Origin of the sequence: Burkholderia pyrrocinia (genome assembly GCF_022809715.1) — a bacterium.
In the GTDB taxonomy this organism is placed as follows: Bacteria; Pseudomonadota; Gammaproteobacteria; order Burkholderiales; family Burkholderiaceae; genus Burkholderia; species Burkholderia pyrrocinia_C.
In genome coordinates this window covers 2,055,462-2,078,093 of record NZ_CP094460.1, presented here as the reverse complement: position 1 = coordinate 2,078,093, position 22,632 = coordinate 2,055,462, and the positions used below count along the sequence as shown (strand labels likewise).

Sequence of the window (22,632 nt, the reverse complement as noted above, 5' to 3'; positions counted from 1 at the left end):
TATATCGATATCGGAATCGATATCGTAATCGCTCAAAACGTCATTAGCGAGTTATCAAAATTCTGCCTAGACTGCGCCGGTATCCCGTCACCACAGGACTGACGATGTCGGCAACAAAACCCAGGCTGCGCTCCACCCAATGGTTCGGCACGAATGACAAGAACGGCTTCATGTACCGGAGCTGGATGAAGAACCAGGGCATCCCCGATCACGAGTTCGACGGCCGGCCGGTCATCGGCATCTGCAACACGTGGTCCGAACTGACGCCGTGCAACGCGCACTTCCGCAAGCTCGCCGAGCACGTGAAGCGCGGGATCTCCGAGGCGGGCGGTTTCCCGGTCGAGTTCCCGGTGTTCTCGAACGGCGAATCGAACCTGCGGCCGTCGGCGATGCTCACGCGCAACCTCGCGTCGATGGACGTCGAGGAGGCGATTCGCGGCAACCCGATCGACGCGGTCGTGCTGCTCGCCGGCTGCGACAAGACGACGCCCGCGCTGCTGATGGGCGCGGCGAGCTGCGACGTGCCGGCGATCGTCGTGTCGGGAGGGCCGATGCTGAACGGCAAGCTCGAAGGCAAGAACATCGGTTCGGGCACGGCCGTGTGGCAGCTGCACGAGGCGCTGAAGGCCGGCGAGATCGACCTGCATCACTTCCTGTCGGCCGAAGCCGGCATGTCGCGCTCGGCCGGCACCTGCAACACGATGGGCACCGCGTCGACGATGGCGTGCATGGCCGAGGCGCTCGGCGTCACGCTGCCGCACAACGCGGCGATTCCGGCCGTCGATTCGCGCCGCTACGTGCTCGCGCACATGTCGGGCATCCGCATCGTCGAGATGGCGCTCGAAGGGCTCGTGCTGTCGAAGGTGCTGACGCGCGCCGCGTTCGAGAACGCGATCCGCGCGAACGCGGCGATCGGCGGCTCGACCAATGCGGTGATTCACCTGAAGGCGATCGCCGGCCGCATCGGCGTGCCGCTCGAACTCGAGGACTGGATGCGCATCGGCCGCGACACGCCGACGATCGTCGACCTGATGCCGTCGGGCCGCTTCCTGATGGAGGAGTTCTATTACGCGGGCGGGCTGCCGGCGGTGCTGCGCCGGCTCGGCGAAGGCGGGCTGCTGCCGAACCCCGACGCGTTGACGGTGAACGGCAAGTCGCTGTGGGACAACGTGCGCGAAGCGCCGAACTACGACGACGAAGTGATCCGCCCGCTCGACCGGCCGCTGATCGCGGACGGCAGCATCCGCATCCTGCGCGGCAATCTCGCGCCGCGCGGCGCGGTGCTGAAGCCGTCGGCGGCGAGCCCCGAGCTGCTCAAGCATCGCGGCCGCGCGGTGGTGTTCGAGAACCTCGAACACTACAAGGCCACGATCAACGACGAAGCGCTCGACGTCGACGCGAGCTCCGTGCTCGTGCTGAAGAACTGCGGGCCGCGCGGTTATCCGGGCATGGCCGAGGTCGGCAACATGGGGCTGCCGCCGAAGCTGCTGCGCCAGGGCGTGAAGGACATGGTGCGGATTTCCGACGCGCGGATGAGCGGCACCGCGTACGGCACGGTCGTGCTGCACGTCGCGCCGGAGGCTGCCGCCGGCGGGCCGCTCGCGGCGGTGCGCAACGGCGACTGGATCGAGCTCGACTGCGAGGCCGGCACGCTGCATCTCGACATCACGGATGACGAACTGCAGCGCCGCCTGTCGGACGTCGATCCGACCGCGGCGCCGGGCGTGGCCGGCCAGCTCGGCAAGGGCGGCTACGCGCGGCTGTATATCGATCACGTGCTGCAGGCCGACGAGGGGTGCGACCTCGACTTCCTGGTCGGCACGCGCGGCGCGGACGTGCCGAGCCATTCGCATTGAGCGGCGCGCGAGAAGCGAAGCACAGGTGAAGCAGGGCAGACCGGCGACGACGCCGGCGCAGCCCACCCATGGAGACACGATGACGACGACGCAGCACCCGTCCGCGACACCGGCCGCGGCTCAATCCGGCCCGTCGGCCGCCGTCGACGAACGGCAGTTGATGCGCACGCTCACGCGCAGGCTGGTGCCGTTTCTCGCGTTGATCTACGTGGTGGCCTATGTCGACCGCACGGTCGTCGGCTTCGCGAAGCTGCACATGAACGCGGCCGTCGGCCTGAGCGACGCGGCGTACGGGCTCGGCGCGGGCCTGTTCTTCATCGGCTATTTCCTGTGCGAGGTGCCGAGCAATCTCGCGCTCGGCCGCTTCGGCGCACGCGTGTGGTTCGCGCGCATTCTCGCGACGTGGGGCGTGATCACGATGGCGATGGCGCTCGTGCAGGGGCCGGCCAGCTTCTATGCGTTGCGTTTCCTGCTCGGCGCGGCCGAAGCCGGCCTGTATCCGGGCATCCTGTATTTCCTCACGCAGTGGTTTCCGATGCGCGGCCGCGCACGCGTGATCGGGCTGCTCGTGCTCGCGCAGCCGATTGCCGGCATCGTGACGGGGCCGCTCGCGGGTTGGCTGCTGTCGACGCACGGGCTGTTCGGGCTGTCGAACTGGCAGACGCTGTTCGTCGTCAGCGGCCTGCCGGCCGTGCTGCTCGTGTGGCCGACGCTGCGGCTGCTGCCCGAAGCGCCGGACCGCGCGCGCTGGCTGAACGATGACGAGCGGCGCTGGATCGCGCGCCAGCTCGCCGCCGATCGCGACACGTACCGCCCCGACGCGCACCGCAATCCGCTCGCCACGCTGGCCGACCGGCGCGTGCTGCTGCTCGCGGCGCTGTTCCTGCCGTTCCCGCTGTGCATCTACGGGCTGTCGCTGTGGCTGCCGACGATCATTCACGCGTTCGGCGCGGGCGACGCGGCCACCGGCCTGCTGTCCGCCGTGCCGTACCTGTTCGCGGTGGTCGGGCTGCTGGTCGTGCCGCGTCATTCGGATCGCACGCGTGAACGCTACTGGCACATCGTCGTCGTGTCGGCCGCCGCGGCGCTGACGATGGCAGCGAGCGCATGGGTGCGGCAGCCTGCACTGCAGTTCCTGTTCATCTGCCTCACGGCGTTCTCGCTTTACTCGATCCAGGCCGTCGTATGGGCGCTGCCCGGCGAATTCCTGAGCGGGACGAGCGCGGCGGTCGGCATCGCCGCGATCAATTCGCTCGCGAATCTCGGCGGTTACGTCGGGCCGTACGGCATCGGCCTGATCAAGCAGGCGACCGGCAGCCTCGCGGCCGGCCTGTATTTCCTCGCGGCGACGCTGCTGTTCGCGGTGCTGATCACGTTCGTGGTCCGCGCGACGCTGCGCGCGCCGCAGCCGGCCGCGGGCGCGCTCGCCCGCGAATCCTGAACGCATTGTTTTCCGGCTGAACGCCGCTTCGACCGACGCAGGACCGAACCATGACATCGAGCAGCACGCCGCGCTATCGCGGCATCTTCCCCGTCGTCCCGACGACGTTTTCCGACACCGGCGAGCTCGACCTCGCGAGCCAGAAGCGCGCGGTCGATTTCATGATCGACGCGGGCTCGGACGGGCTGTGCATCCTCGCGAACTTCTCCGAGCAGTTCGCGATCACCGACGACGAGCGCGACGTGCTCACGCGCACGATCCTCGAACACGTGGCGGGCCGCGTGCCGGTGATCGTCACGACGTCGCACTACAGCACGCAGGTGTGCGCGGCGCGCAGCCTGCGCGCGCAGCAGCTCGGCGCGGCGATGGTGATGGCGATGCCGCCGTATCACGGCGCGACGTTCCGCGTGCCCGAAGCGCAGATCTTCGATTTCTATGCGCGCGTGTCCGACGCGATCGAGATCCCGATCATGATCCAGGACGCGCCCGCGAGCGGCACCGCGCTGTCGGCGCCGTTCCTCGCGCGGATGGCGCGGGAGATCGAGCAGGTCGCGTACTTCAAGATCGAGACGCCCGGTGCGGCGAACAAGCTGCGCGAGCTGATCCGGCTCGGCGGCGATGCGATCGAGGGGCCGTGGGACGGCGAGGAGGCGATCACGCTGCTCGCCGATCTCCATGCGGGCGCGACCGGCGCGATGACGGGCGGCGGGTTTCCGGACGGCATCCGGCCGATCCTCGAGGCATGGCGCGAAGGGCGCCACGACGACGCGTACGCGCGCTACCAGGCGTGGCTGCCGCTGATCAATCACGAGAACCGCCAGTCCGGGATCCTCACCGCGAAGGCGCTGATGCGCGAAGGCGGCGTGATCGCGTGCGAGCGGCCGCGGCATCCGATGCCGGAACTGCATCCGGACACGCGCGCGGAACTGCTCGCGATCGCGCGCCGGCTCGATCCGCTCGTGCTGCGCTGGGCACACTGAGCGATTCGCGAAGGAGGAACGCACCATGAGCAAGCAGGTTTCGCTGGGCGTCGTCGGGATCGGCAAGATCGCGCGCGACCAGCATCTTCCGGCGATCGCCGCCGAACCGGGTTTCGCGCTGACTGCGTGCGCGAGCCGCCACGCGGAAGTCGCCGGTGTACGCAATTATCAGGATCTCCGCGCGCTGCTGGCCGCCGAGCGCGAACTCGACGCGGTGTCGCTGTGCGCGCCGCCGCAGGTGCGCTACGCGCAGGCGCGCGCGGCGCTCGAAGCCGGCAAGCACGTGATGCTCGAGAAGCCGCCGGGTGCGACGCTCGGCGAAGTGGCCGTGCTGGAGGCGCTCGCGCGCGAGCGCGGCCTCACGCTGTTCGCGACCTGGCATTCGCGCTGCGCGAGCGCGGTGGAGCCCGCACGCGCGTGGCTCGCAACGCGCACGATCCGCGCGGTGCAGGTGCGCTGGAAGGAGGACGTGCGGCGCTGGCATCCGGGGCAGCAGTGGATCTGGGAGCCCGGCGGCCTCGGCGTGTTCGATCCGGGCATCAACGCGCTGTCGATCGTCACGCGGATCCTGCCGCGCGAGCTCGTGCTGCGCGAGGCGACGCTGTTCGTGCCGAGCGACGTGCAGACGCCGATCGCGGCCGAACTCGATTGCGCGGATACCGACGGCGTGCCCGTGCGCGCGGAATTCGACTGGCGGCACGGCCCGGTCGAGCAATGGGAGATCGCGGTCGATACGGCCGACGGCGTGCTTGCGATCAGTCGCGGCGGCGCGCAATTGTCGATTAACGGCGAGCCGGTCGAGATCGGCCCCGAGCGCGAGTATCCTGCGCTGTACGCGCAGTTCCGCGCGCTGATCGCGCGTGGCGAAAGCGACGTCGACGTACGGCCGCTGCGGCTCGTCGCCGACGCGTTTCTGTTCGGCCGGCGCGTCCAGACCGACGCGTTCGGCCGCTGAACGTGCCGGCGCGCTTCGCCGCGACCGCGCACGACAAATGATGAAGATCCAAATCGATACCAGGAGACACCACATGACCCGCACGACTCACACGATTCGCCGACACACCCTGCGCGCGCTGCTGGCCGCGCTTTGCATCGCACCGCTCGGCATGCAGGGCGCCGCGCGCGCCGACGCGCCGCTGAAGATCGGCTTCCTGGTGAAGATGCCCGAGCAGGCATGGTTCATCAACGAGCAGAACGCGGCATCCGCGCTCGGCCAGAAGGAGAATTTCTCGGTCGTGAAGATCGGCACGCCCGACGGCGAGAAGGTGCTGGCCGCGATCGACAACCTCGGTTCGCAGGGCGCGCAGGGCTTCGTGATCTGCGCACCCGACGTGCGCCTCGGCCCGGCGATTGCGTCGCGCGCGAAGCGCTACAACATGAAGTTCGTGACGGTCGACGACCAGCTCGTCGATTCGAGCGGCAAGCCGCTCGCGAACGTGCCGCACCTCGGGATGTCGGCGACCAAGATCGGCAACCAGGTCGGCCAGGCGATCTCCGACGAGATGAAGCGGCGCGGCTGGAAGCCCGAGGAAGTCGGCGCGCTGCGGATCACCAACTACGAGCTGCCGACCGCGAAGCTGCGCACCGACGGCGCGACGCAGGCGCTGCTCGCGAACGGCTTCCGCAAGGAGAACATCTTCGACGCGCCCCAGAAGACGACCGACGACGAAGGCGGCTTCAGCGCGGCCGCGCCGGTGCTCGCGCGGCATCCGAACGTGAAGAAATGGGTGGTCTACGCGCTGAACGAGGAAACCGTGCTCGGCGCGGTGCGCGCGACCGAACAGCTGCACATCCCGGCGGCCGACGTGATCGGCGTCGGCATCAACGGCGCGGGCGAAGCGTTCGCCGAGTTCCAGAAGAAGGAGCCGACCGGCTTCTACGGGACGATCGCGGTCAGCTCGACGAACCATGGCAAGGACAGCACGCAGAACCTCGTCGACTGGATCCGCAACGGCAAGACGCCGGCGGCCGATACGCAGACGAGCGGCAAGCTGATGACGCGCGCGAACTGGCAGGCCGTGCGCGCCGAGCTCGGTATCTGAGCACGCGGGGCGAAAACGCAATGACGACGCAGACGATGACGGCCGTGTCCCGCAGCGACGACGCTGAAGCCGGCGCGGCCGCCGGCCCGCTGCTCGCGCTCGACGGCATCACGGTGACGTTCCCGGGCGTGCGCGCGCTCGACGCCGTGTCGCTGTCGGTGCGCGCGGGCGAAGTGCACGGGCTGATGGGCGAGAACGGAGCGGGGAAATCGACGCTGCTGAAAGTGCTGTCCGGCGTGAACCAGCCGCAGTCCGGCACGCTGACGCTGAATGGCACGGTGCAGCGTTTCGCGTCGACGCGCGCCGCGCTCGAGGCCGGCATCGCGATCATCTACCAGGAGCTGCATCTGGTGCCCGAGTTGACGGTCGCCGAGAACCTGATGCTCGGGCAGTTGCCGAGCCGGCTCGGCGTGGTCGACGAGCGCGCGCTCGCCGCGCGTGCGCTCGATGCGCTGGAGCGGCTCGGCGAGCATATCGATCCGGGCATCCCGGTGAAGTATCTGTCGATCGGCCAGCGCCAGATGATCGAGATCGGCAAGGCACTGATGCGCGACGCACGCGTGATCGCGTTCGACGAACCGACGAGCTCGCTGTCCGCGCGCGAGACCACGCAGCTGTTCCGGATCATCCGCGCGCTGCGCGCGGAAGGCCGCGCGATCATCTACGTCACGCACCGGATGGAGGAAGTCTACGAACTGTGCGACCGCGTGACCGTGTTTCGCGACGGCCGCCGGATCGATACGTTCGATTCGGTCGCCGATCTCGACCGCGACCGGCTGATCGGCTGCATGGTCGGCCGCTCGATCGAGGACGTGTACGGCTACCGGCCGCGCGCGGCCGGCGACGTGCTGATCGAGGCGAAGGGGCTGGCGGGGCCCGGGCTGTCGGAGCCAGTGTCGTTCACCGCGCGGCGCGGCGAGATCGTCGGCTTCTTCGGGCTCGTCGGTGCGGGCCGTTCGGAGTTGATGAAGCTGCTGTACGGTGCGGTGCGCCCGAGTGCCGGGCACGTCGAGCTGGGCGGGCGGCGCGTCGCGTTTGCCAGCCCGCGCGACGCGGTGCGCGCCGGCATCGCGCTGTGCCCGGAAGACCGCAAGCAGGAAGGCATCGTCGCGATCGCGTCGGTGGCCGACAACCTGAACATCAGCGCGCGCCGGCATTTCAGCCCGGCGCGCATGCTGCTCGACGCGCGGCGCGAGCGCGAGCTCGCGCAACGCTACATCGAGCGGCTCGCGATCAAGACCCGCGACGGCGACACGCCGATCGGCGCGCTGTCCGGCGGCAACCAGCAGAAGGTCGTGCTGGCGCGCTGGCTGGCCGAGCGCATCGACGTGTTCCTGATGGACGAGCCGACGCGCGGCATCGACGTCGGCGCGCGCGCGGAAATCTACAACCTGTTCTACGAACTCGCGGAAGCGGGCCGCACGGTGATCCTCGTGTCGAGCGATCTGGCCGAAGTGATCGGCGTGTCGGACCGGATCATCGTGATGAAGGAAGGACGGATCGCGGGCGAAGTGGAGAAGGCGCAGGCGACGCCCGATGCGCTGATCAAGCTCGCGCTGCCGCGCTAGCGGCGTGCTGTTCAACCGGAATGAAAGAGACATGAGCCAGGCAATGCAACCCCAACGTACTTCCCCGTCCCCCGATGCCGCTGCCGCGCCCATGAGGGCGCACGGCGGCGTGTGGCAACTGATCAACCGCTCCGGCATCGTGATGGTGTTTCTCGTGCTGTTCGCGACGCTGTCGCTGACGGTGCCGGACTTCCTCACGCCGCGCAACATCCAGGGCCTGCTGCTGTCGGTCACGCTGATCGGCTCGATCGCGGTGACGATGATGTTCGTGCTCGCGCTCGGCGAGGTCGACCTGTCGGTCGCGTCGATCGTCGCGTTCTCGGGCGTCGTCGCGTCGACGCTGATCACCGCGACGCACAGCGTGCTGTTCGGCATCGTGGCCGGCGTGCTCGCCGGCGGCGCGGTCGGGCTCGTGAACGGCGTGCTGATCGCGCGCTACCGGATCAACTCGCTGATCGTCACGCTCGCGATGATGGAAGTCGTGCGCGGGCTCGCGTTCATCACGTCGAGCGGCGACGCGGTGATGATCTCCGAGGAACGTTTCTTCGAACTCGGGTCCGGCTCGTTCCTCGGCATCTCGTATCCGATCTGGAGCAACATCATCGGCTTCGTCGTGTTCGGCTTCCTGCTGCGCAAGACAGTGTTCGGCAAGAACGTGCTGGCCGTCGGCGGCAACGGCGAGGCCGCGCTGCTCGCGGGGCTGCCGGTGATGCGCATCAAGATCACCGTGTTCGTGCTGCAGGGGCTCGTGACGGGCTTTGCCGGCGTGATGCTCGCGTCGCGGATGAGCCTCGGCGATCCGAAGACGTCGGTCGGCCTCGAGCTCGGCGTGATCTCCGCGTGCGTGCTCGGCGGCGTGTCGCTGACGGGCGGCGTCGCGACGATTTCCGGCGTGCTGGTGGGCGTGCTGATCATGGGCTCCGTGCAGGATGCGATGAGCCTGCTGAACGTGCCGACGTTTTACCAATATCTGATACGCGGCGGAATTCTGTTGCTCGCGGTGCTGTTCGACCAGTATCGTCGCAACCAGCGGCGCGCGATGAAGATCTGACCGGCAGCGCGTCGCCCGCGAAAGCGATGGATATATGCGACAGATATCGGGAGACGGCATGCAACAGACTCATCCGGCCGCGTCGGCGACGCTGCTGGCCGACAGCCGCAACACGCTCGGCGAAGGCGCGACGTGGTGCGATGCGACACACGCGCTGTACTGGACGGACATCGAAGGCGCGCGGTTGTGGCGATGCCGCGCGGACGGTTCCGACCTCGCGCACTGGCCGATGCCCGAGCGGCTCGCGTGTTTCGCGCTGACCGACGATCCGGACGTGCTGCTCGTCGGGCTCGCGACGCATCTCGCGTTCTTCGACCTGCGCAGCGGCGCGTTCACGCGGATCGTCGACGTCGAATCCGACCTGCCGACCCGGCTGAACGACGGGCGCTGCGATCCGTTCGGCGCGTTCGTGTTCGGGATGAAGGACGAAGGCGGCGAGCCGCCGCGCGCGGTTGGTGGCTTCTACCGGCTCAATCCGGACCTCACGCTCGAACGGCTCGCGTTGCCGCCGGCGGCGATCGCGAACAGCATCGCGTTCTCGCCGGACGGCTCGAAGATGTATTTTTGCGATTCGCTGGTGCGCGAGATTTTCGTCTGCGATTACCGCGCGGGTGGCGACGTCGCGAACGTGCGGCCGTTCGCGCGCCTGACCGATGCGGACGGCGACCCGGACGGCTCGACGATCGATCGCGACGGCGGCCTGTGGAACGCGCAGTGGGGCGGACGGCGGGTGGTGCGCTACGGGCCGGACGGCGTCGAGACGGAGCGCGTCGACGTGCCGACCGCGCAGCCGAGCTGCGCGGCGCTCGACGGCGAAGGCCGCCTGTACGTGACGAGCGCGCGCGTCGGGTTGAGCGACGACGCGCTGGCAAGCGACGCGCATGCGGGCGGCGTGTTCGTCGCGCAGACGCGGCATGCGGGGCTGCCGACCGCGCGGTTCATGCCGAAGCGCGCAACCTGAACGCTACGGCGCGGCAGGCGGACGCGGCATCGGCGCATGACCGCGCCGGCCGCCGCGCCTCGATCGGCGCATTCATCACTCGGCGCGTCACTCGCGCGGCGCGTCGAACTCCAGCCCCAGCAACGCGACCGCGTTGTCCTTCAGAATCAGCGGGTGCACGTCGGGCCGAAACCCGGCGCCGTGGAAATCCTCCAGCCATCTATCCGGCCGTATCAGCGGAAAATCCGACGCGAACAGCACCTTGTGCCTGAGCAGCGTGTTCGCGTACTTGATCAGCTCCGGCGAGAAATATTTCGGCGACCATCCCGACAGATCGATGTAGACGTTCGGCTTGTGCAGCGCGATCGACAGCGCCTGCTCCTGCCACGGCCACGACGGGTGCGCGATCACGATCTTCATGTCCGGAAAATCGGCCACGACGTCGTCGAGATGGATCGGTTCGGAGTACTTCAGACGCAGCCCGCCGCCGCCGCGCATGCCCGATCCCATCCCCGAATGACCGCTGTGGAACACGGCCGGCAGCCCGCGTTCGGCGATCACCTCGTAGATCGGATACGCGAGCCGGTCGTTCGGAAAGCATCCCTGCATCGTCGGGTGGAACTTGAAGCCCTTCACGCCGTGTTCTTCGATCAGGCGGCGCGCCTCGCGCGCGCCGAAGCGGCCCTTGTGCGGGTCGATGCTCGCGAACGCGATCATGACGTCGGCGTTGTCCTGCGCGAATTGCGCGATCTCCTCGTTCGGAATGCGGCGCCGGCCGATGTTCGTCTCGCAGTCGACGGTGAACATCACGAAGCCGATGCGGCGCTCGCGGTAATACGCGATCGTCTCCGGAATCGTCGGCCGGCGGCCCTGCTTCAGCACCGTGCCGAAGTACTTGTCGGCCGCGTCGTCGAATGCCTTCGCGAACAGGTCGGGCGGCTGGCAGCACGACACTTCGGCATGCACGTGCGTGTCGATGGCGATCAGGTTGCGGATGTCCAAGCGTGTCTCCTCATGTCGTGAAGCGCAGGCGCCGCGCGGCGCGAAACCGCGCGTTAGTGCCCGTTTAGGGGTTTGTCCCGAGCCGCTTCCATTCTACTTTACATATCAGGCTACCTGATAGTAAATTGGCGTGGAGTCGCGTAGGGCGGCACTGTCATTGGAGAACGAAGATGAGTTACGAAGGTCGCTGGAAAACGGTGAAGGTCGCGGTCGAGGGCGGGATCGCGTGGGTCACGCTGAACCGTCCGGACAAGCGCAACGCGATGAGCCCGACGCTGAACACGGAGATGATCGACGTGCTGGAAACGGTCGAGCTCGACGCCGAGGCGCAGGTGCTCGTGCTGACCGGCGAGGGCGATGCATGGACGGCGGGGATGGACCTGAAGGAGTATTTCCGCGAAGTGGACGCGGGCCCGGAGATCCTGCAGGAAAAGATCCGCCGCGACGCGAGCCGCTGGCAGTGGCAACTGCTGCGCATGTATTCGAAGCCGACGATCGCGATGGTCAACGGCTGGTGCTTCGGCGGCGGCTTCTCGCCGCTCGTCGCGTGCGATCTCGCGATAGCGGCCGACGAAGCCGTGTTCGGCCTGTCGGAGATCAACTGGGGCATCCCGCCGGGCAACCTCGTCAGCAAGGCGATGGCGGACACGGTCGGGCATCGCGAGGCGCTGTACTACATCATGACCGGCGATACCTTCACCGGGCCGCAGGCCGCGAAGATGGGGCTCGTCAACAAGAGCGTGCCGCGTGCGCAACTGCGCGACGAAGTGCTTGCGCTCGCCGCGAAGCTGCTGGACAAGAATCCGGTCGTGATCCGCAATGCGAAGCACGGCTTCAAGCGCTGCCGCGAACTGACGTGGGAGCAGAACGAGGACTACCTGTACGCGAAGCTCGACCAGGCGAACTATCGCGATCCGGAAGGCGGCCGCGAGCAGGGCCTCAAGCAGTTCCTCGACGACAAGAGCATCAAGCCGGGCCTGCAGGCGTACAAGCGCTGACGCGCGACGCGGCATGCAACCGGACTGAGCGGAGACAGCGAAATGCACGAAGTGAGTTTGTTGATCGACGGCGTGTCGCGCGGCGCGTCGGACGGCGGCACGTTCGACCGGATCGATCCGGCAACGGGACAGGTGGCGTCGCGCGCCGCCGCGGCGACGCTCGCCGATGCGGACGCCGCGGTCGCGGCGGCCGCGCGCGCGTTCCCCGCGTGGGCGGCGCTCGCGCCGACCGAGCGCCGCCGGCGGCTGCTCGCGGCGGCCGACCGGATGGACGCGCGCGCCGGCGAATTCATCGAGATCGGCCGTGCCGAAACCGGCGCGATGGCGAACTGGTACGGCTTCAACGTGATGCTCGCGGCGAACATGCTGCGCGAGGCCGCCGCGATGACGACGCAGATCGACGGCGCGGTGATCCCGTCCGACGTGCCGGGCAATCTCGCGATGGCCGTGCGCCAGCCGTGCGGCGTCGTGCTCGGCATCGCGCCGTGGAACGCGCCGGTGATCCTCGCGACGCGCGCGCTCGCGATGCCGCTCGCGTGCGGCAACACGGTCGTGCTGAAGGCATCCGAAGGCTGCCCGGGCGTGCACCGGCTGATCGGCAGCGTGCTGCATGACGCGGGGCTCGGCGACGGCGTCGTCAACGTGATCACGCATGCGCCGCAGGACGCACCGGCGATCGTCGAACGGCTGATCGCGAACCCGGCGGTGCGGCGCGTCAACTTCACCGGGTCGACGCGCGTCGGCCGGATCGTCGCGACGCTCGCCGCGCAGCACCTGAAGCCGGCGCTGCTCGAACTCGGCGGCAAGGCGCCGGTGCTCGTGCTCGACGACGCGGATCTCGATACGGCGGTCGATGCGGTCGCGTTCGGCGCGTTCTTCAACCAGGGCCAGATCTGCATGTCGACCGAGCGCGTGATCGTCGACCGGAGCGTCGCCGATGCGTTCGTCGAGCGGCTCGTCGCGAAGGCGCGTACGCTGAAGGCGGGCAATCCGGCCGCACCGGGCGTCGTGCTCGGCACGCTGGAAAGCGCGGCGGCCGCGCAGCGCATCGCGGCGCTGGTCGCCGACGCGCGCGCGCACGGCGCGGCGTTGCCGCTCGGCTGCGAAGTCGACGGCGCGGTGATGCAGCCGACGATCGTCGACGGCGTCACGCGCGACATGAAGCTCTATGCGGACGAATCGTTCGGGCCGGTCGTGACCGTGCAGCGCGTCGACGGCGACGAAGCGGCGCTGGCGGCCGCGAACGACAGCGAATACGGGCTGTCGGCCGCGGTGTTCAGCCGCGACATCGCACGCGCGATGCAGGTCGCGAAACGGATCGAGTCGGGCATCTGCCACATCAACGGCCCGACCGTGCACGACGAGGCGCAGATGCCGTTCGGCGGCGTGAAGGCGAGCGGCTACGGCCGGTTCGGCAGCAAGGCGTCGATCGCCGAATTCACCGACCTGCGCTGGATCACCGTGCAGACCGCGCCGCGCCACTACCCGATCTGAGCGGGCCGCCGCGCAGCGGCAACGACAACGACACAATGAAGTTCCCGCCGCGCGCTGCGAGCGCGCCGGCGGAACCGACTGGAGACAGACCTTGGATGCGGATCCGACCCAACTGCACGGCATCGCCGCCGCGCAGCCCGCCCCCGCCGGCTACCGCCCCGTCGCGATCGGCGCGGCACCGCCCGACATCGCGCAACGCGACGGCTGCTGGACCCTGCGTGCATCGACCGCGCTCGGCGCGTATCCGCGCCGGCTGACCGACCGGCTCGTCAGCGGTGCGCAGGCGCACCCGGACCGCTGGCTCGTCGCGCGGCGCGGCCCTGACGGCGCGTGGATCGGCATCAGCTATGCGCAGATGCTCGAACGCGCACGCGCGATCGGCCAGGCGCTGCTCGATCGCGGGCTGTCGGCCGAGCGGCCGGTCGCGATCCTGTCCGGCAACGATCTCGAACACCTGCAGGTCGCGTTCGGCGCGCTGTGGGCCGGCATTCCGTATGCGCCGCTGTCGCCCGCGTATTCGCTCGTGTCGAGCGACTACGGCAAGCTCCGCCATGCGCTGGCGCTGCTGACGCCGGGGCTGGTGTTTGCCGCCGACGGCGATGCATTCCGCGCCGCGCTCGATGCGACGGTGCCGCCCGACGTCGAGCGCGTGGTCGTGTCGGCGGCGGACGGGATGCGAGGCGTCACGCGCCTCGCGTCGCTGCTCGACACCGTGCCGGGCAGCGTCGATGCTGCACACGATGCGATCACCGGCGATACGATCGCGAAATTCCTCTTCACGTCCGGTTCGACGCGGCTGCCGAAGGCGGTGCCGACCACGCACCGGATGCTGTGCAGCAACCAGCAGATGCTGCTCGAAACGTTTCCGCAATTCGGCATCGAGCCGCCGGTGCTGGTCGACTGGCTGCCGTGGAACCACACGTTCGGCGGCAGCCACAACGTGGGGATTGCGCTGTACAACGGCGGCACGCTGTATATCGACGACGGCAAGCCGGTCGCCGGCAAGTTCGACGAGACGCTGCGCAACCTGCGCGAGATCGCGCCGACGGTGTACTTCAACGTGCCGAAGGGCTGGGAGGAACTGACTGTCGCGCTCGAAACGGACGCGGCGCTGCGCGCGACCTTCTTCTCGCGCGTGAAGATGTATTTCTTCGCGGGCGCGGGGCTGTCGCAGGCCGCGTGGGACCGGCTCGAGCGCGTGACGCTCGCGCACTGCGGCGAGCGGATCCGGATCATGGCCGGCCTCGGGATGACCGAGGCCGCGCCGTCGTGCATGTTCACCACCGGGCCGATGTCGGGCGCCGGCTACATCGGCCTGCCCGCGCCCGGCTGCGACGCGAAGCTGGTGCCGGTCGACGGCAAGCTCGAGGCGCGCTTTCGCGGGCCGAACGTGATGGCCGGCTACTGGCGCGCAGGCAGCGACGACGCGCGCGAGGTGTTCGACGACGAAGGTTATTACCGCAGCGGCGATGCGGTGCGCTTCGTCGACCCGCAGCGTCCGGAGATCGGGCTGATGTTCGACGGCCGCATTGCCGAGGATTTCAAGCTGTCGACGGGGACCTTCGTGAGCGTCGGGCCGATGCGCGCGCGGATCGTGTCGAACGGCGCGCCGTATGTGCAGGACGCGGTCGTGACCGGAATGAACCGCGACGACGTCGGCGCGATGATCTTTCCGCGCATCGACGATTGCCGCCGCCTCGCCGGCGCGGGGCCGGACGCCGACGTGCGCGCCGTGCTGCAGGCGCCGGCCGTGCGCGCGTTCTTTGCGGACCTGCTGCAGCGGTTGAACCGCGACGCGACCGGCAGCGCGACGTTCATCACGCGGCTGTGCCTGCTCGACACGCCGCCGTCGCTCGATCTCGGCGAAATCACCGACAAGGGTTCGATCAACCAGCGTGCGGTGCTGACGCAGCGCGCGGCGCTGATCGAAGCGATGTATGCGCACGACGCGGCCGATGCGGGCGTGATCGTTGCAGGCGCGGCGCGCTGAGGTCGAGCGTCGTGCCGCACCGCCATGCGGCGGCGGTGCGGCACGCGGTCGGCACGGCAGCGCGGCGGCGCTTTCCTGGTCGATCAGCGGGTAAACCACGATCGAAACCGCCGAATCGGGTCTGTGTTGCGTACAGTGCGCCGATCGCCGCGATGCGGGCGATGCGAGCGTGCCCGCCATGCGGGCCGCGTGAGGTAAGATGGCCCGCGATCTTCCTCCCGACACCTTCATGAGTTCGACACCCGTCAAACCGGCCGGCGCGAAACGCGCTGCCCGTGCCACCGAGGCCAAACCGCCCATGCGTGCCCAGCAGCGGCTGACCTACCTGATCGGCAATCTCGATCGGCTGCTGCGCCGCCAGATGAGCGATGCGCTTGCACCGCTCGGCGTGACGCTCGCGCAATACACGGCGCTGTCGGTACTCGAGGCGCGCGGCGCGCTGTCCAATGCGCAGCTCGCGGTGCGCTCGTTCATCACGCCGCAATCCGCGAACGAGGTGATGGTCGCGATGGCGGCCCGCGGCTTCGTCACGCGCGAGGCCGATCCGAATCATGGCCGCGTGATCCTGCTGCGCCTGACCGACGAAGGCTCGGCGATCCTGCGCGAATGCGAACGGGTGCTGCGGCCGCTCGAGCGCCGGATGCTCGGCGACGACCTGACCGCCGCCGACGCCGCGCAGGTCCAGCGCACGCTCGAGCTGTTCGTGCGCAACCTGCGCGACTGAGCCGCGCTTTCGTTTCTTTCGTCGTTCCGCACGGCCTTGCCTGGCCGGCTTCCGCGCACGTTGCGGGTTAACACCGGCGCATCACACACTTGAAATATCAGGTTACCTGTTATTAAATCATTCCGTCCTTCGATGGGATGACGGTCCGCACGACCGGCTGGTCGCGCGGATTTTATTTCGGACAATGAATCAGGCTACCTGATAATGTCTGATGCATGGTCCGATCACGACAAAGACACCGCGCATGCGTTTCGGCATGACGCGCAGTACAAGGTTTGGAGACGACATGGACACTTCCGTTGCCGAGAGGCCGGCCGTCGCGACGACGCTCGGTCTGTGTTTCGCGATCGCGCTGCTCGAGGGGCTCGACCTGCAGTCGGTCGGCGTCGCCGCGCCGCGCATGGCTCACGAGTTCGGGCTCACGGTTTCGCAGATGGGGCTCGCGTTCAGCGCAGGCACGTTCGGCCTGCTGCCGGGCGCGATGCTCGGCGGGTGGCTCGCCGACCGGATCGGCCGCAAGCACGTGCTGATCGCATCGGTCTGCCTGTTCGGGCTGCTGTCGATCGCGACCGCGCACGTGTCGAGCTTCGCGATGCTGGTCGTCGTGCGCGCGCTGACCGGCCTCGGCCTCGGCGGCGCGATGCCGAACCTGATCGCGCTGTCGTCCGAAGCGGCCGACGCGCGCTCGCGCAGCAGCGCGGTCGCCGTGATGTACTGCGGCATTCCGTTCGGCGGCGTGATCGCGTCGTTGATCGGCGTGCTGCTGGCCGGCGACACCGAATGGCGGCACATCTTCTACGTCGGCGGCGTCGGGCCGCTGCTGCTCGCCCCGCTGCTGCTCGCGCTGCTGCCGGAATCGCGTGCGTTCCTCGACGTCAGCGCATCGGGCGCCGCGCGCCCGAGCGTTGCGCACACGCTGTTCGGCGGCGCACGCACGGGCACCACGCTCGCGCTCTGGCTCAGCTATTTCTGCACGCTGATCGTGCTGTATTTCCTGCTGAACTGGCTGCCGTCGCTGATGGCGGCCAAGGGGCTCGCGCGCAGCCAGGCCGGGATCGTGCAGATCTTCTTCAACATCGGCAGCGGCCTCGGCGTGCTCGGCATCGGCATGTCGATGGACCGGATGCGGCCGTCGCGGGTCGTCGGCGGCATGTATGCGGGGATCGTGCTGTCGCTCGCCGCGCTCGCGATCGCGCCCGGGATCGTATGGCTGTCCGCCGCGGCGTTCGCGGCCGGGATGTTCGTCGTCGGCGGCCAGTCGGTGCTGTATGCGCTGGCCGCGATGTACTACCCGACCGCGATGCGCGGCACCGGCGTCGGCTCCGCGGTCGCGGTGGGCCGGCTCGGCTCGGTGGTCGGCCCGCTCGCGGCTGCCCAGCTGCTCGCGATGGGCCGCAGCGCGTCGGTCGTGATCGGCGCGAGCATTCCCGTCACGCTGGTCGCCGCCGTCGCGGCGCTGGTGCTGATCCGCAGGCCGCAGGCACACGACTGAGTTTGTTTACTTTCACCCACGAGCGCCGGCAGAGCGCGATATCGACGCAGGTCTGGAGACACCAACCATGAAGCACACCAAAGCCTTGCTGGCAGCCGGCGCTTGCGCGCTGGCCGCGACGAGCGCGCACGCGCAATCGAGCGTGACGCTGTACGGGATCATCGACACCGGCGTCGAATACGTGTCGCACGCGAATGCGGCCGGCGATCACGTGGTACGGATGCCGGGCGTGACCGGCGAGATGCCGTCGCGCTGGGGCCTGCGCGGCAGCGAGGATCTCGGCGGCGGCTACCAGGCCGTGTTCGTGCTCGAAAGCGGCTTCAACGTGCGCGGCGGCGATCTCGGCCAGGGCGGTCGGCTGTTCGGCCGGCAGGCATTCGTCGGGCTGAAGGGCGGCTTCGGCACGCTCGCGTTCGGCCGCCAGTACACGATGACCTACCTCGCGTTGCAGGGCGCGGACATCATCGGCCCCGATATCTACGGGCTCGGCTCGTTCGACGCGTACGTGCCGAACGGCCGCGCCGACAACGCGGTGACTTACCTCGGCACGTATCGCGGCGTGACGTTCGGCGCCGCCTATTCGTTCGGCCGCGACGGCGCGGGCACCGGCAACTCGCCGGGGCAGGGCACGTGCGCGGGGCAGGTGCCGGGCCACGCGGTCGAGTGCCGCAACTGGTCGGCGATGCTCAAGTACGACAGCGCGTATTTCGGCGCGGCGGCGTCGTACGAGGAGCAGCGCGGCGGCACCGGCGCGGCCGCGAACTTCTTCGACGGCGTCGCGCCGGTCGCCTTCACGAGCAGCGCGGGCAAGGACGCGCGCGTGCACGTGAGCGCGTATGCGCAGGCGGCGGGCGCGCGGATCGGCGCGGGCTGGATCGGGCGGCGCGTGTCGACCGGTTCGCCGGCTGCGCCCGGCGCGCATTCGGATCTGTTCTTCGTCGGGGCGTCGTATGCGGTCAAGCCGGACTTCATCGTCGACGGCGAAGGCTACCGGATCGTCAACAGTGCGCACGACACGCGCGCGACGATGGCAACGCTGCGCGCGACCTACCTGCTGACGAAGCGCACGTCGGTCTACGCGCAAAGCTCGTATCTGTGGAACAGCGCGCATGCGCGCTACGCGGTCAGCGGCGGCGGCCCCGGCACGACGCCCGGCGCGGGGATGGGGCAGCTCGGCGCGATGGTCGGCGTCAAGCACATGTTCTGATCCGGCAACCTGACGAACGGGAGGTATCTTGAACAGAAAATCTGCATTCCTCTGCATTGCACCGATCTCCGCGGCGATGCTCGCCGGTTGCGGCGGCGACGATTCGGTAAGCTCAACCCCCACGCACCTGAGCGCCGCGACGCCGGCCGCGATGGCGCAGACCTGCGACGCGCTCGCCGCGAAGCTCGCGTATGCGAACACGTCGTTCACGTCGGTTGCGACCGCGGCCGCCGGCGCGCTGACGGTGGCCGGCAAGCCGATCGCCGAGCACTGCGTGATCGAAGGCAAGATGAACGAGCGCGTGAGCACGGTCGACGGCAACACTTATGCGATCGGCTTCGAGATGCGCTTGCCGAAGGCGTGGAACGGCCGCTTCTTCTACCAGGCGAACGGCGGCCTCGACGGCAACATCGTGACCGCGACCGGCGAGATCGGCGGCGGCGGGCCGCTGACCGATGCGCTGAACCAGGGCTTCGCGGTGATCAGCTCGGATTCCGGGCACAGCGGCGCGCAGAATCCGCTGTTCGGCCTCGATCCGCAGGCGCGGATCGACTACGGCTACGGCGCCGTCGATGCGCTGACGCCGATGGCCAAGCAGGTGATCCGTCTCGCCTACGGGAAGGCGCCCGACCGCAGCTATTTCGGCGGCTGCTCGAACGGCGGCCGTCACGCGATGGTCACGGCGGTGCGCAACCCGGCCGACTACGACGGCATCATCGCGGGCGACCCGGGCTTCCATTTGCCGAAGGCGGCGATCGGCGAGATGTACGGTGCGCAGCAGTTCGCGAAGATCGCGTCGGCCACCGGATCGAACGGGCTGCCGGATATCCGCAGCGGCTTCACCGACACGGAGCGCCGGTTCGTCGGCGCGAAGATCCTCGACAAATGCGATGCGCTCGACGGCGTGGCCGACGGGATGGTGCAGGACGTCGCCGCTTGCCAGGCGCACTTCAGCGTCGAAGCCGATATCCCGACCTGCGCGAACGGCACGCGCACCGGCGCATGCCTGACGACCGCGCAGAAAACCGCGCTCGGGAACGTGTTCGCGGGTGCGCGCAACAGCGCGGGCACAGCGCTTTATGCGAGCTTTCCGTACGATCCGGGCGTAGCCGGCGTTGGCTGGGCCGCGTGGAAGCAGTCGAACTCCATCACGCTCGATCCGGCCGCGATGGCGTTCACGTTCATGTCGCCGCCGAAAAGCACCGCGACGCTCGCGAACCTGCCCGGTTTCGCGCTCGGCTTCGACATGGACAACGACGCGCCGGCGATCTTCGCGACCAGCGGCGTGTACACGCAATCCGCGTGGTCGTTCATGACGCCGCCCGACGAGACGAACCTGTCCGCGCTGAAGGCGCGCGGCGCGAAGCTGCTCGTCTATCACGGCACGGGCGACCCGGTGTTCTCGTCCAACGACACGAGCGACTGGTACCAGCGGGTCGCGCAGGCGAACGGCGGCGATGCGTCGAGCTTCGCGCGCTTCTATCCGGTGCCCGGGATGAACCACTGTGCGGGCGGGCCGGCGGCCGACCAGTTCGACATGCTGACGCCGCTCGTCGCGTGGGTCGAGCAGGGGCAGGCGCCCGCCGCGATCGTGGCTGCCGCGCGCGATGCGACGAACGCGTTGCCGAGTGCGGATGTGCCCGCATCGTGGGGGGCGGGGCGTACGCGCCCGCTGTGCCCGTATCCGCAGGTGGCGCGCTACAACGGCTCCGGTGACGTGAACTCGGCGGCGAGCTTCAGTTGCCGCTGACGTAGCCGTGGATGGGATGCGCCCGGCGCGTGCAGTCGCGCGCCGGGCGTTTCGCTGCCGCACGCGACAGCCGGATTCACTCGCCGGGTTCGATCGGCACGGCAAGCTTCAGTTGCCGCTGACGTAGCCGTGGATGGGATGCGGCCGGCGCGTGCAGTCGCGCGCCGGGCGTTTCGCTGCCGCACGCGACAGCCGCATTCACTCGCCGGGTTCGACCGGCACCTCGAGCCCGACCTTCACGCGGCTCATGCTCACGAGCGTCTTGAACCGCTTCACGTTGTTGTTCGCGAAGAACAGCTCGCGCGTGAGCGCGTTGTACTGATCCATGTTGCGCACGGCGAGGATCAGCACGAAATCCCATTCCCCCGTCACGTAGTAGCACTGCTGGATCTGCGGGCAAAGCTCGAAGGTCCGCTTCATCGCGTCGAGCAGGTCGATCTGCTCGCTCTCGACCTCGACGTTCACGACGATCGTCAGCGGATGATCGACTTTTTCAGGCGCGACGATGGCCGTATAGCGCTCGATCACGCCGTCTTCCGCGAGACGCTTCAAGCGCCGGTTCACCGCCGCCGTCGACAGATTCACGCGTGCGCCGAGTTCGCTTTGCGGCGTCTGCGCGTCACGCTGCACTTCCATCAACAGCTTGCGATCGAACGCATCGAGTGGGGTCGTCATGATGGTGCGCGAAACCTCGAAAAAATGAGAAATTTTTGCGTCCGGGCAGCCGATTTGGCGATTTTATTGACCGGCATACGCAATATTATTTTTCGGACCGACGGCGAACGCAATCCGCGCTTGCCCGATCCGACCCACCCGACGGACCGCCGGCGCGGTCCTGCTCCGGAGCCTTTCGCCATGCTGATCGACAACCCCCGCGCGTCGCGCGCCGCCTATCCCGACGCGCTGCGCCGCGTGATGAACATCGCGTCGGCCGACGAAAGCGGCGCGTGGCTGTCGCACTGGCCGCTCGTCGGCAGCGCGCGCACGCCGCTGCGCGCGCTGCCCGACCTCGCCGCGCGGCTCGGCGTCGCGAGCGTCAGCGTGAAGGACGAGTCGTGCCGCTCGCCGCTCGGCAGCTTCAAGGCGCTCGGCGCGCCGATCGCGCTGGTGCGGCTCGTGAAGCGCCTGCGGCGCACCCACGATCTCGATCCGCACGGGCTGGTCACCGGCCGCTACGCAGCGCAGCTCGCCGACCTGACGGTGATCAGCGCGACCGACGGCAATCACGGTCGTGCGCTGGCCGCGGCCGCGCGCGCGATCGGCTGCGGCTGCGTGATCGTGCTGCACGCGAATGTCGACGCCGAGCGCGAACGCGCGATCTCGGCGTACGGCGCGCGGATCGTGCGCATCGCGGGGAACTACGACGAGTCGGTCGTCTGCGCGGCGCAGCTTGCGCAGGCGAACGGCTGGTACGTCGTGTCGGATACGTCGTACGACGGCTACGAAGCGATTCCGCGCGACGTGATGCAGGGTTACGGCGTGATCGCCGCCGAGGCTGCCGAGCAGGCGGCGCAGGACGACGGGCGGCCGTTCACGCACGTGTTGCTGCAGGGCGGCGTGGGCGGCCTCGCCGCGGGCGTGGCGAGTTACCTGTGGGAGCGCGATGGCGCGCAGCGGCCGCATTTCATCGTCGTCGAGCCGCGCCAGGCCGATTGCCTGTACCAGAGCGCGCTCGCGGGGCGCGCGGCGAAGGCGACCGGCAGCGTAGATTCGGTGATGGCCGGGCTCGCGTGCGGCGAGGCGTCGCCGCTCGCATGGGATTTCCTCGAGCTGTGCATCGATCATTTCATGCTGATCGACGATGAAGATGCCGTGCAGGCGATGCGCGGCCTCGCGGCCGGCAGCGAACGGGACGTGCCGCTCGTCGCCGGCGAATCGGGCGCGGCCGGTATTGCGGGGCTGGAAGTGCTGATGCGCAACCCTGCGCTCGCGCGGCAGGCGCGGCTCGACGCAAGCTCGCGCGTGCTGGCGATCAATACCGAAGGCGCGACGGCGCCGTCCGTGTACCGGCGCTGCGTCGGCGACACGGCCGACGCTGTGCTCGCGCGGCAGCGCGACTGGCTGAACCGCGCGGCGGTAGCGGCCTGAACGACCAAA

Annotated in this window: 18 protein-coding genes; 16 read left to right on the top strand and 2 right to left on the bottom strand. The window is 68.9% G+C overall.

The genetic code is table 11. The annotated features are described in order from the left end of the window. Window positions 1–104: 104 nt before the first annotated feature. The 8 genes from MRS60_RS26195 to MRS60_RS26160 all read left to right on the top strand — a co-directional run bounded on the left by MRS60_RS26195 (window position 105) and on the right by MRS60_RS26160 (window position 9,899). Window positions 105–1,856: an IlvD/Edd family dehydratase gene (locus MRS60_RS26195; protein ID WP_034181546.1), complete on the top strand. Its 1,752-nt coding sequence runs from the start codon at window positions 105–107 to the stop codon at window positions 1,854–1,856. Window positions 1,857–1,935: 79 nt separating this feature from the next. Beyond that, a complete protein-coding gene (locus MRS60_RS26190) occupies window positions 1,936–3,297 on the top strand; it encodes an MFS transporter (RefSeq protein ID WP_034181815.1) in 1,362 nt (453 codons plus the stop codon). Window positions 3,298–3,347: 50 nt separating this feature from the next. Then, window positions 3,348–4,277 carry a dihydrodipicolinate synthase family protein gene (locus tag MRS60_RS26185; RefSeq protein ID WP_152855798.1) on the top strand — a complete coding sequence of 310 codons (930 nt, stop codon included), beginning with the start codon at window positions 3,348–3,350 and terminating at the stop codon, window positions 4,275–4,277. A gap of 25 nt (window positions 4,278–4,302) precedes the next feature. Further along, on the top strand, window positions 4,303–5,232 hold the full coding sequence (locus MRS60_RS26180; RefSeq protein WP_105390617.1) for a Gfo/Idh/MocA family protein: 930 nt from the start codon (window positions 4,303–4,305) through the stop codon (window positions 5,230–5,232). A gap of 73 nt (window positions 5,233–5,305) precedes the next feature. Beyond that, the gene (locus tag MRS60_RS26175) at window positions 5,306–6,319 is read left to right on the top strand and encodes an arabinose ABC transporter substrate-binding protein (RefSeq protein ID WP_243565827.1); all 1,014 of its coding nucleotides are present in this window, start codon (window positions 5,306–5,308) and stop codon (window positions 6,317–6,319) included. A 20-nt stretch (window positions 6,320–6,339) separates the two neighbouring features. Further along, window positions 6,340–7,887: an L-arabinose ABC transporter ATP-binding protein AraG gene (gene araG / locus MRS60_RS26170; protein WP_243565826.1), complete on the top strand. Its 1,548-nt coding sequence runs from the start codon at window positions 6,340–6,342 to the stop codon at window positions 7,885–7,887. A gap of 31 nt (window positions 7,888–7,918) precedes the next feature. Further along, complete coding sequence (gene araH, locus MRS60_RS26165) at window positions 7,919–8,938, top strand: L-arabinose ABC transporter permease AraH (protein WP_105390615.1); 1,020 nt, start codon at window positions 7,919–7,921, stop codon at window positions 8,936–8,938. Window positions 8,939–8,996: 58 nt separating this feature from the next. Beyond that, on the top strand, window positions 8,997–9,899 hold the full coding sequence (locus tag MRS60_RS26160) for an SMP-30/gluconolactonase/LRE family protein (protein WP_131946680.1): 903 nt from the start codon (window positions 8,997–8,999) through the stop codon (window positions 9,897–9,899). A gap of 87 nt (window positions 9,900–9,986) precedes the next feature. Here the strand turns inward: MRS60_RS26160 and MRS60_RS26155 are convergent, their stop codons facing one another. Beyond that, window positions 9,987–10,880: an amidohydrolase family protein gene (locus tag MRS60_RS26155; RefSeq protein WP_243565825.1), complete on the bottom strand. Its 894-nt coding sequence runs from the start codon at window positions 10,878–10,880 to the stop codon at window positions 9,987–9,989. A 170-nt stretch (window positions 10,881–11,050) separates the two neighbouring features. Between MRS60_RS26155 and MRS60_RS26150 the strand changes: the two genes are divergently transcribed. The 7 genes from MRS60_RS26150 (at window position 11,051) to MRS60_RS26120 (ending at window position 20,535) form a co-directional block, all read left to right on the top strand. Then, window positions 11,051–11,878 (top strand): p-hydroxycinnamoyl CoA hydratase/lyase, encoded by an 828-nt coding sequence (locus MRS60_RS26150; protein WP_131946678.1) that lies wholly within the window; start codon window positions 11,051–11,053, stop codon window positions 11,876–11,878. A gap of 42 nt (window positions 11,879–11,920) precedes the next feature. Beyond that, window positions 11,921–13,372: an aldehyde dehydrogenase gene (locus tag MRS60_RS26145; protein WP_243565824.1), complete on the top strand. Its 1,452-nt coding sequence runs from the start codon at window positions 11,921–11,923 to the stop codon at window positions 13,370–13,372. Between the two features lie 91 nt (window positions 13,373–13,463). Further along, the gene (locus MRS60_RS26140) at window positions 13,464–15,362 is read left to right on the top strand and encodes a feruloyl-CoA synthase (RefSeq protein ID WP_175749645.1); all 1,899 of its coding nucleotides are present in this window, start codon (window positions 13,464–13,466) and stop codon (window positions 15,360–15,362) included. 229 nt (window positions 15,363–15,591) lie between these two features. Beyond that, window positions 15,592–16,086 carry a MarR family winged helix-turn-helix transcriptional regulator gene (locus MRS60_RS26135; protein WP_034181557.1) on the top strand — a complete coding sequence of 165 codons (495 nt, stop codon included), beginning with the start codon at window positions 15,592–15,594 and terminating at the stop codon, window positions 16,084–16,086. A 286-nt stretch (window positions 16,087–16,372) separates the two neighbouring features. Beyond that, window positions 16,373–17,578: a 3-(3-hydroxy-phenyl)propionate transporter MhpT gene (gene mhpT / locus MRS60_RS26130; RefSeq protein ID WP_131946675.1), complete on the top strand. Its 1,206-nt coding sequence runs from the start codon at window positions 16,373–16,375 to the stop codon at window positions 17,576–17,578. Window positions 17,579–17,645: 67 nt separating this feature from the next. Beyond that, window positions 17,646–18,785 carry a porin gene (locus tag MRS60_RS26125; RefSeq protein WP_243565823.1) on the top strand — a complete coding sequence of 380 codons (1,140 nt, stop codon included), beginning with the start codon at window positions 17,646–17,648 and terminating at the stop codon, window positions 18,783–18,785. Window positions 18,786–18,813: 28 nt separating this feature from the next. Next, on the top strand, window positions 18,814–20,535 hold the full coding sequence (locus MRS60_RS26120; protein WP_243565822.1) for a tannase/feruloyl esterase family alpha/beta hydrolase: 1,722 nt from the start codon (window positions 18,814–18,816) through the stop codon (window positions 20,533–20,535). Window positions 20,536–20,733: 198 nt separating this feature from the next. Here the strand turns inward: MRS60_RS26120 and MRS60_RS26115 are convergent, their stop codons facing one another. Beyond that, window positions 20,734–21,210: an Lrp/AsnC family transcriptional regulator gene (locus MRS60_RS26115; RefSeq protein WP_175749642.1), complete on the bottom strand. Its 477-nt coding sequence runs from the start codon at window positions 21,208–21,210 to the stop codon at window positions 20,734–20,736. 180 nt (window positions 21,211–21,390) lie between these two features. Here MRS60_RS26115 and MRS60_RS26110 point away from each other — a divergent pair, with 180 nt between their 5' ends. Continuing rightward, on the top strand, window positions 21,391–22,623 hold the full coding sequence (locus tag MRS60_RS26110; RefSeq protein ID WP_034181562.1) for a diaminopropionate ammonia-lyase: 1,233 nt from the start codon (window positions 21,391–21,393) through the stop codon (window positions 22,621–22,623). The last annotated feature ends 9 nt before the right edge of the window (window positions 22,624–22,632 follow it).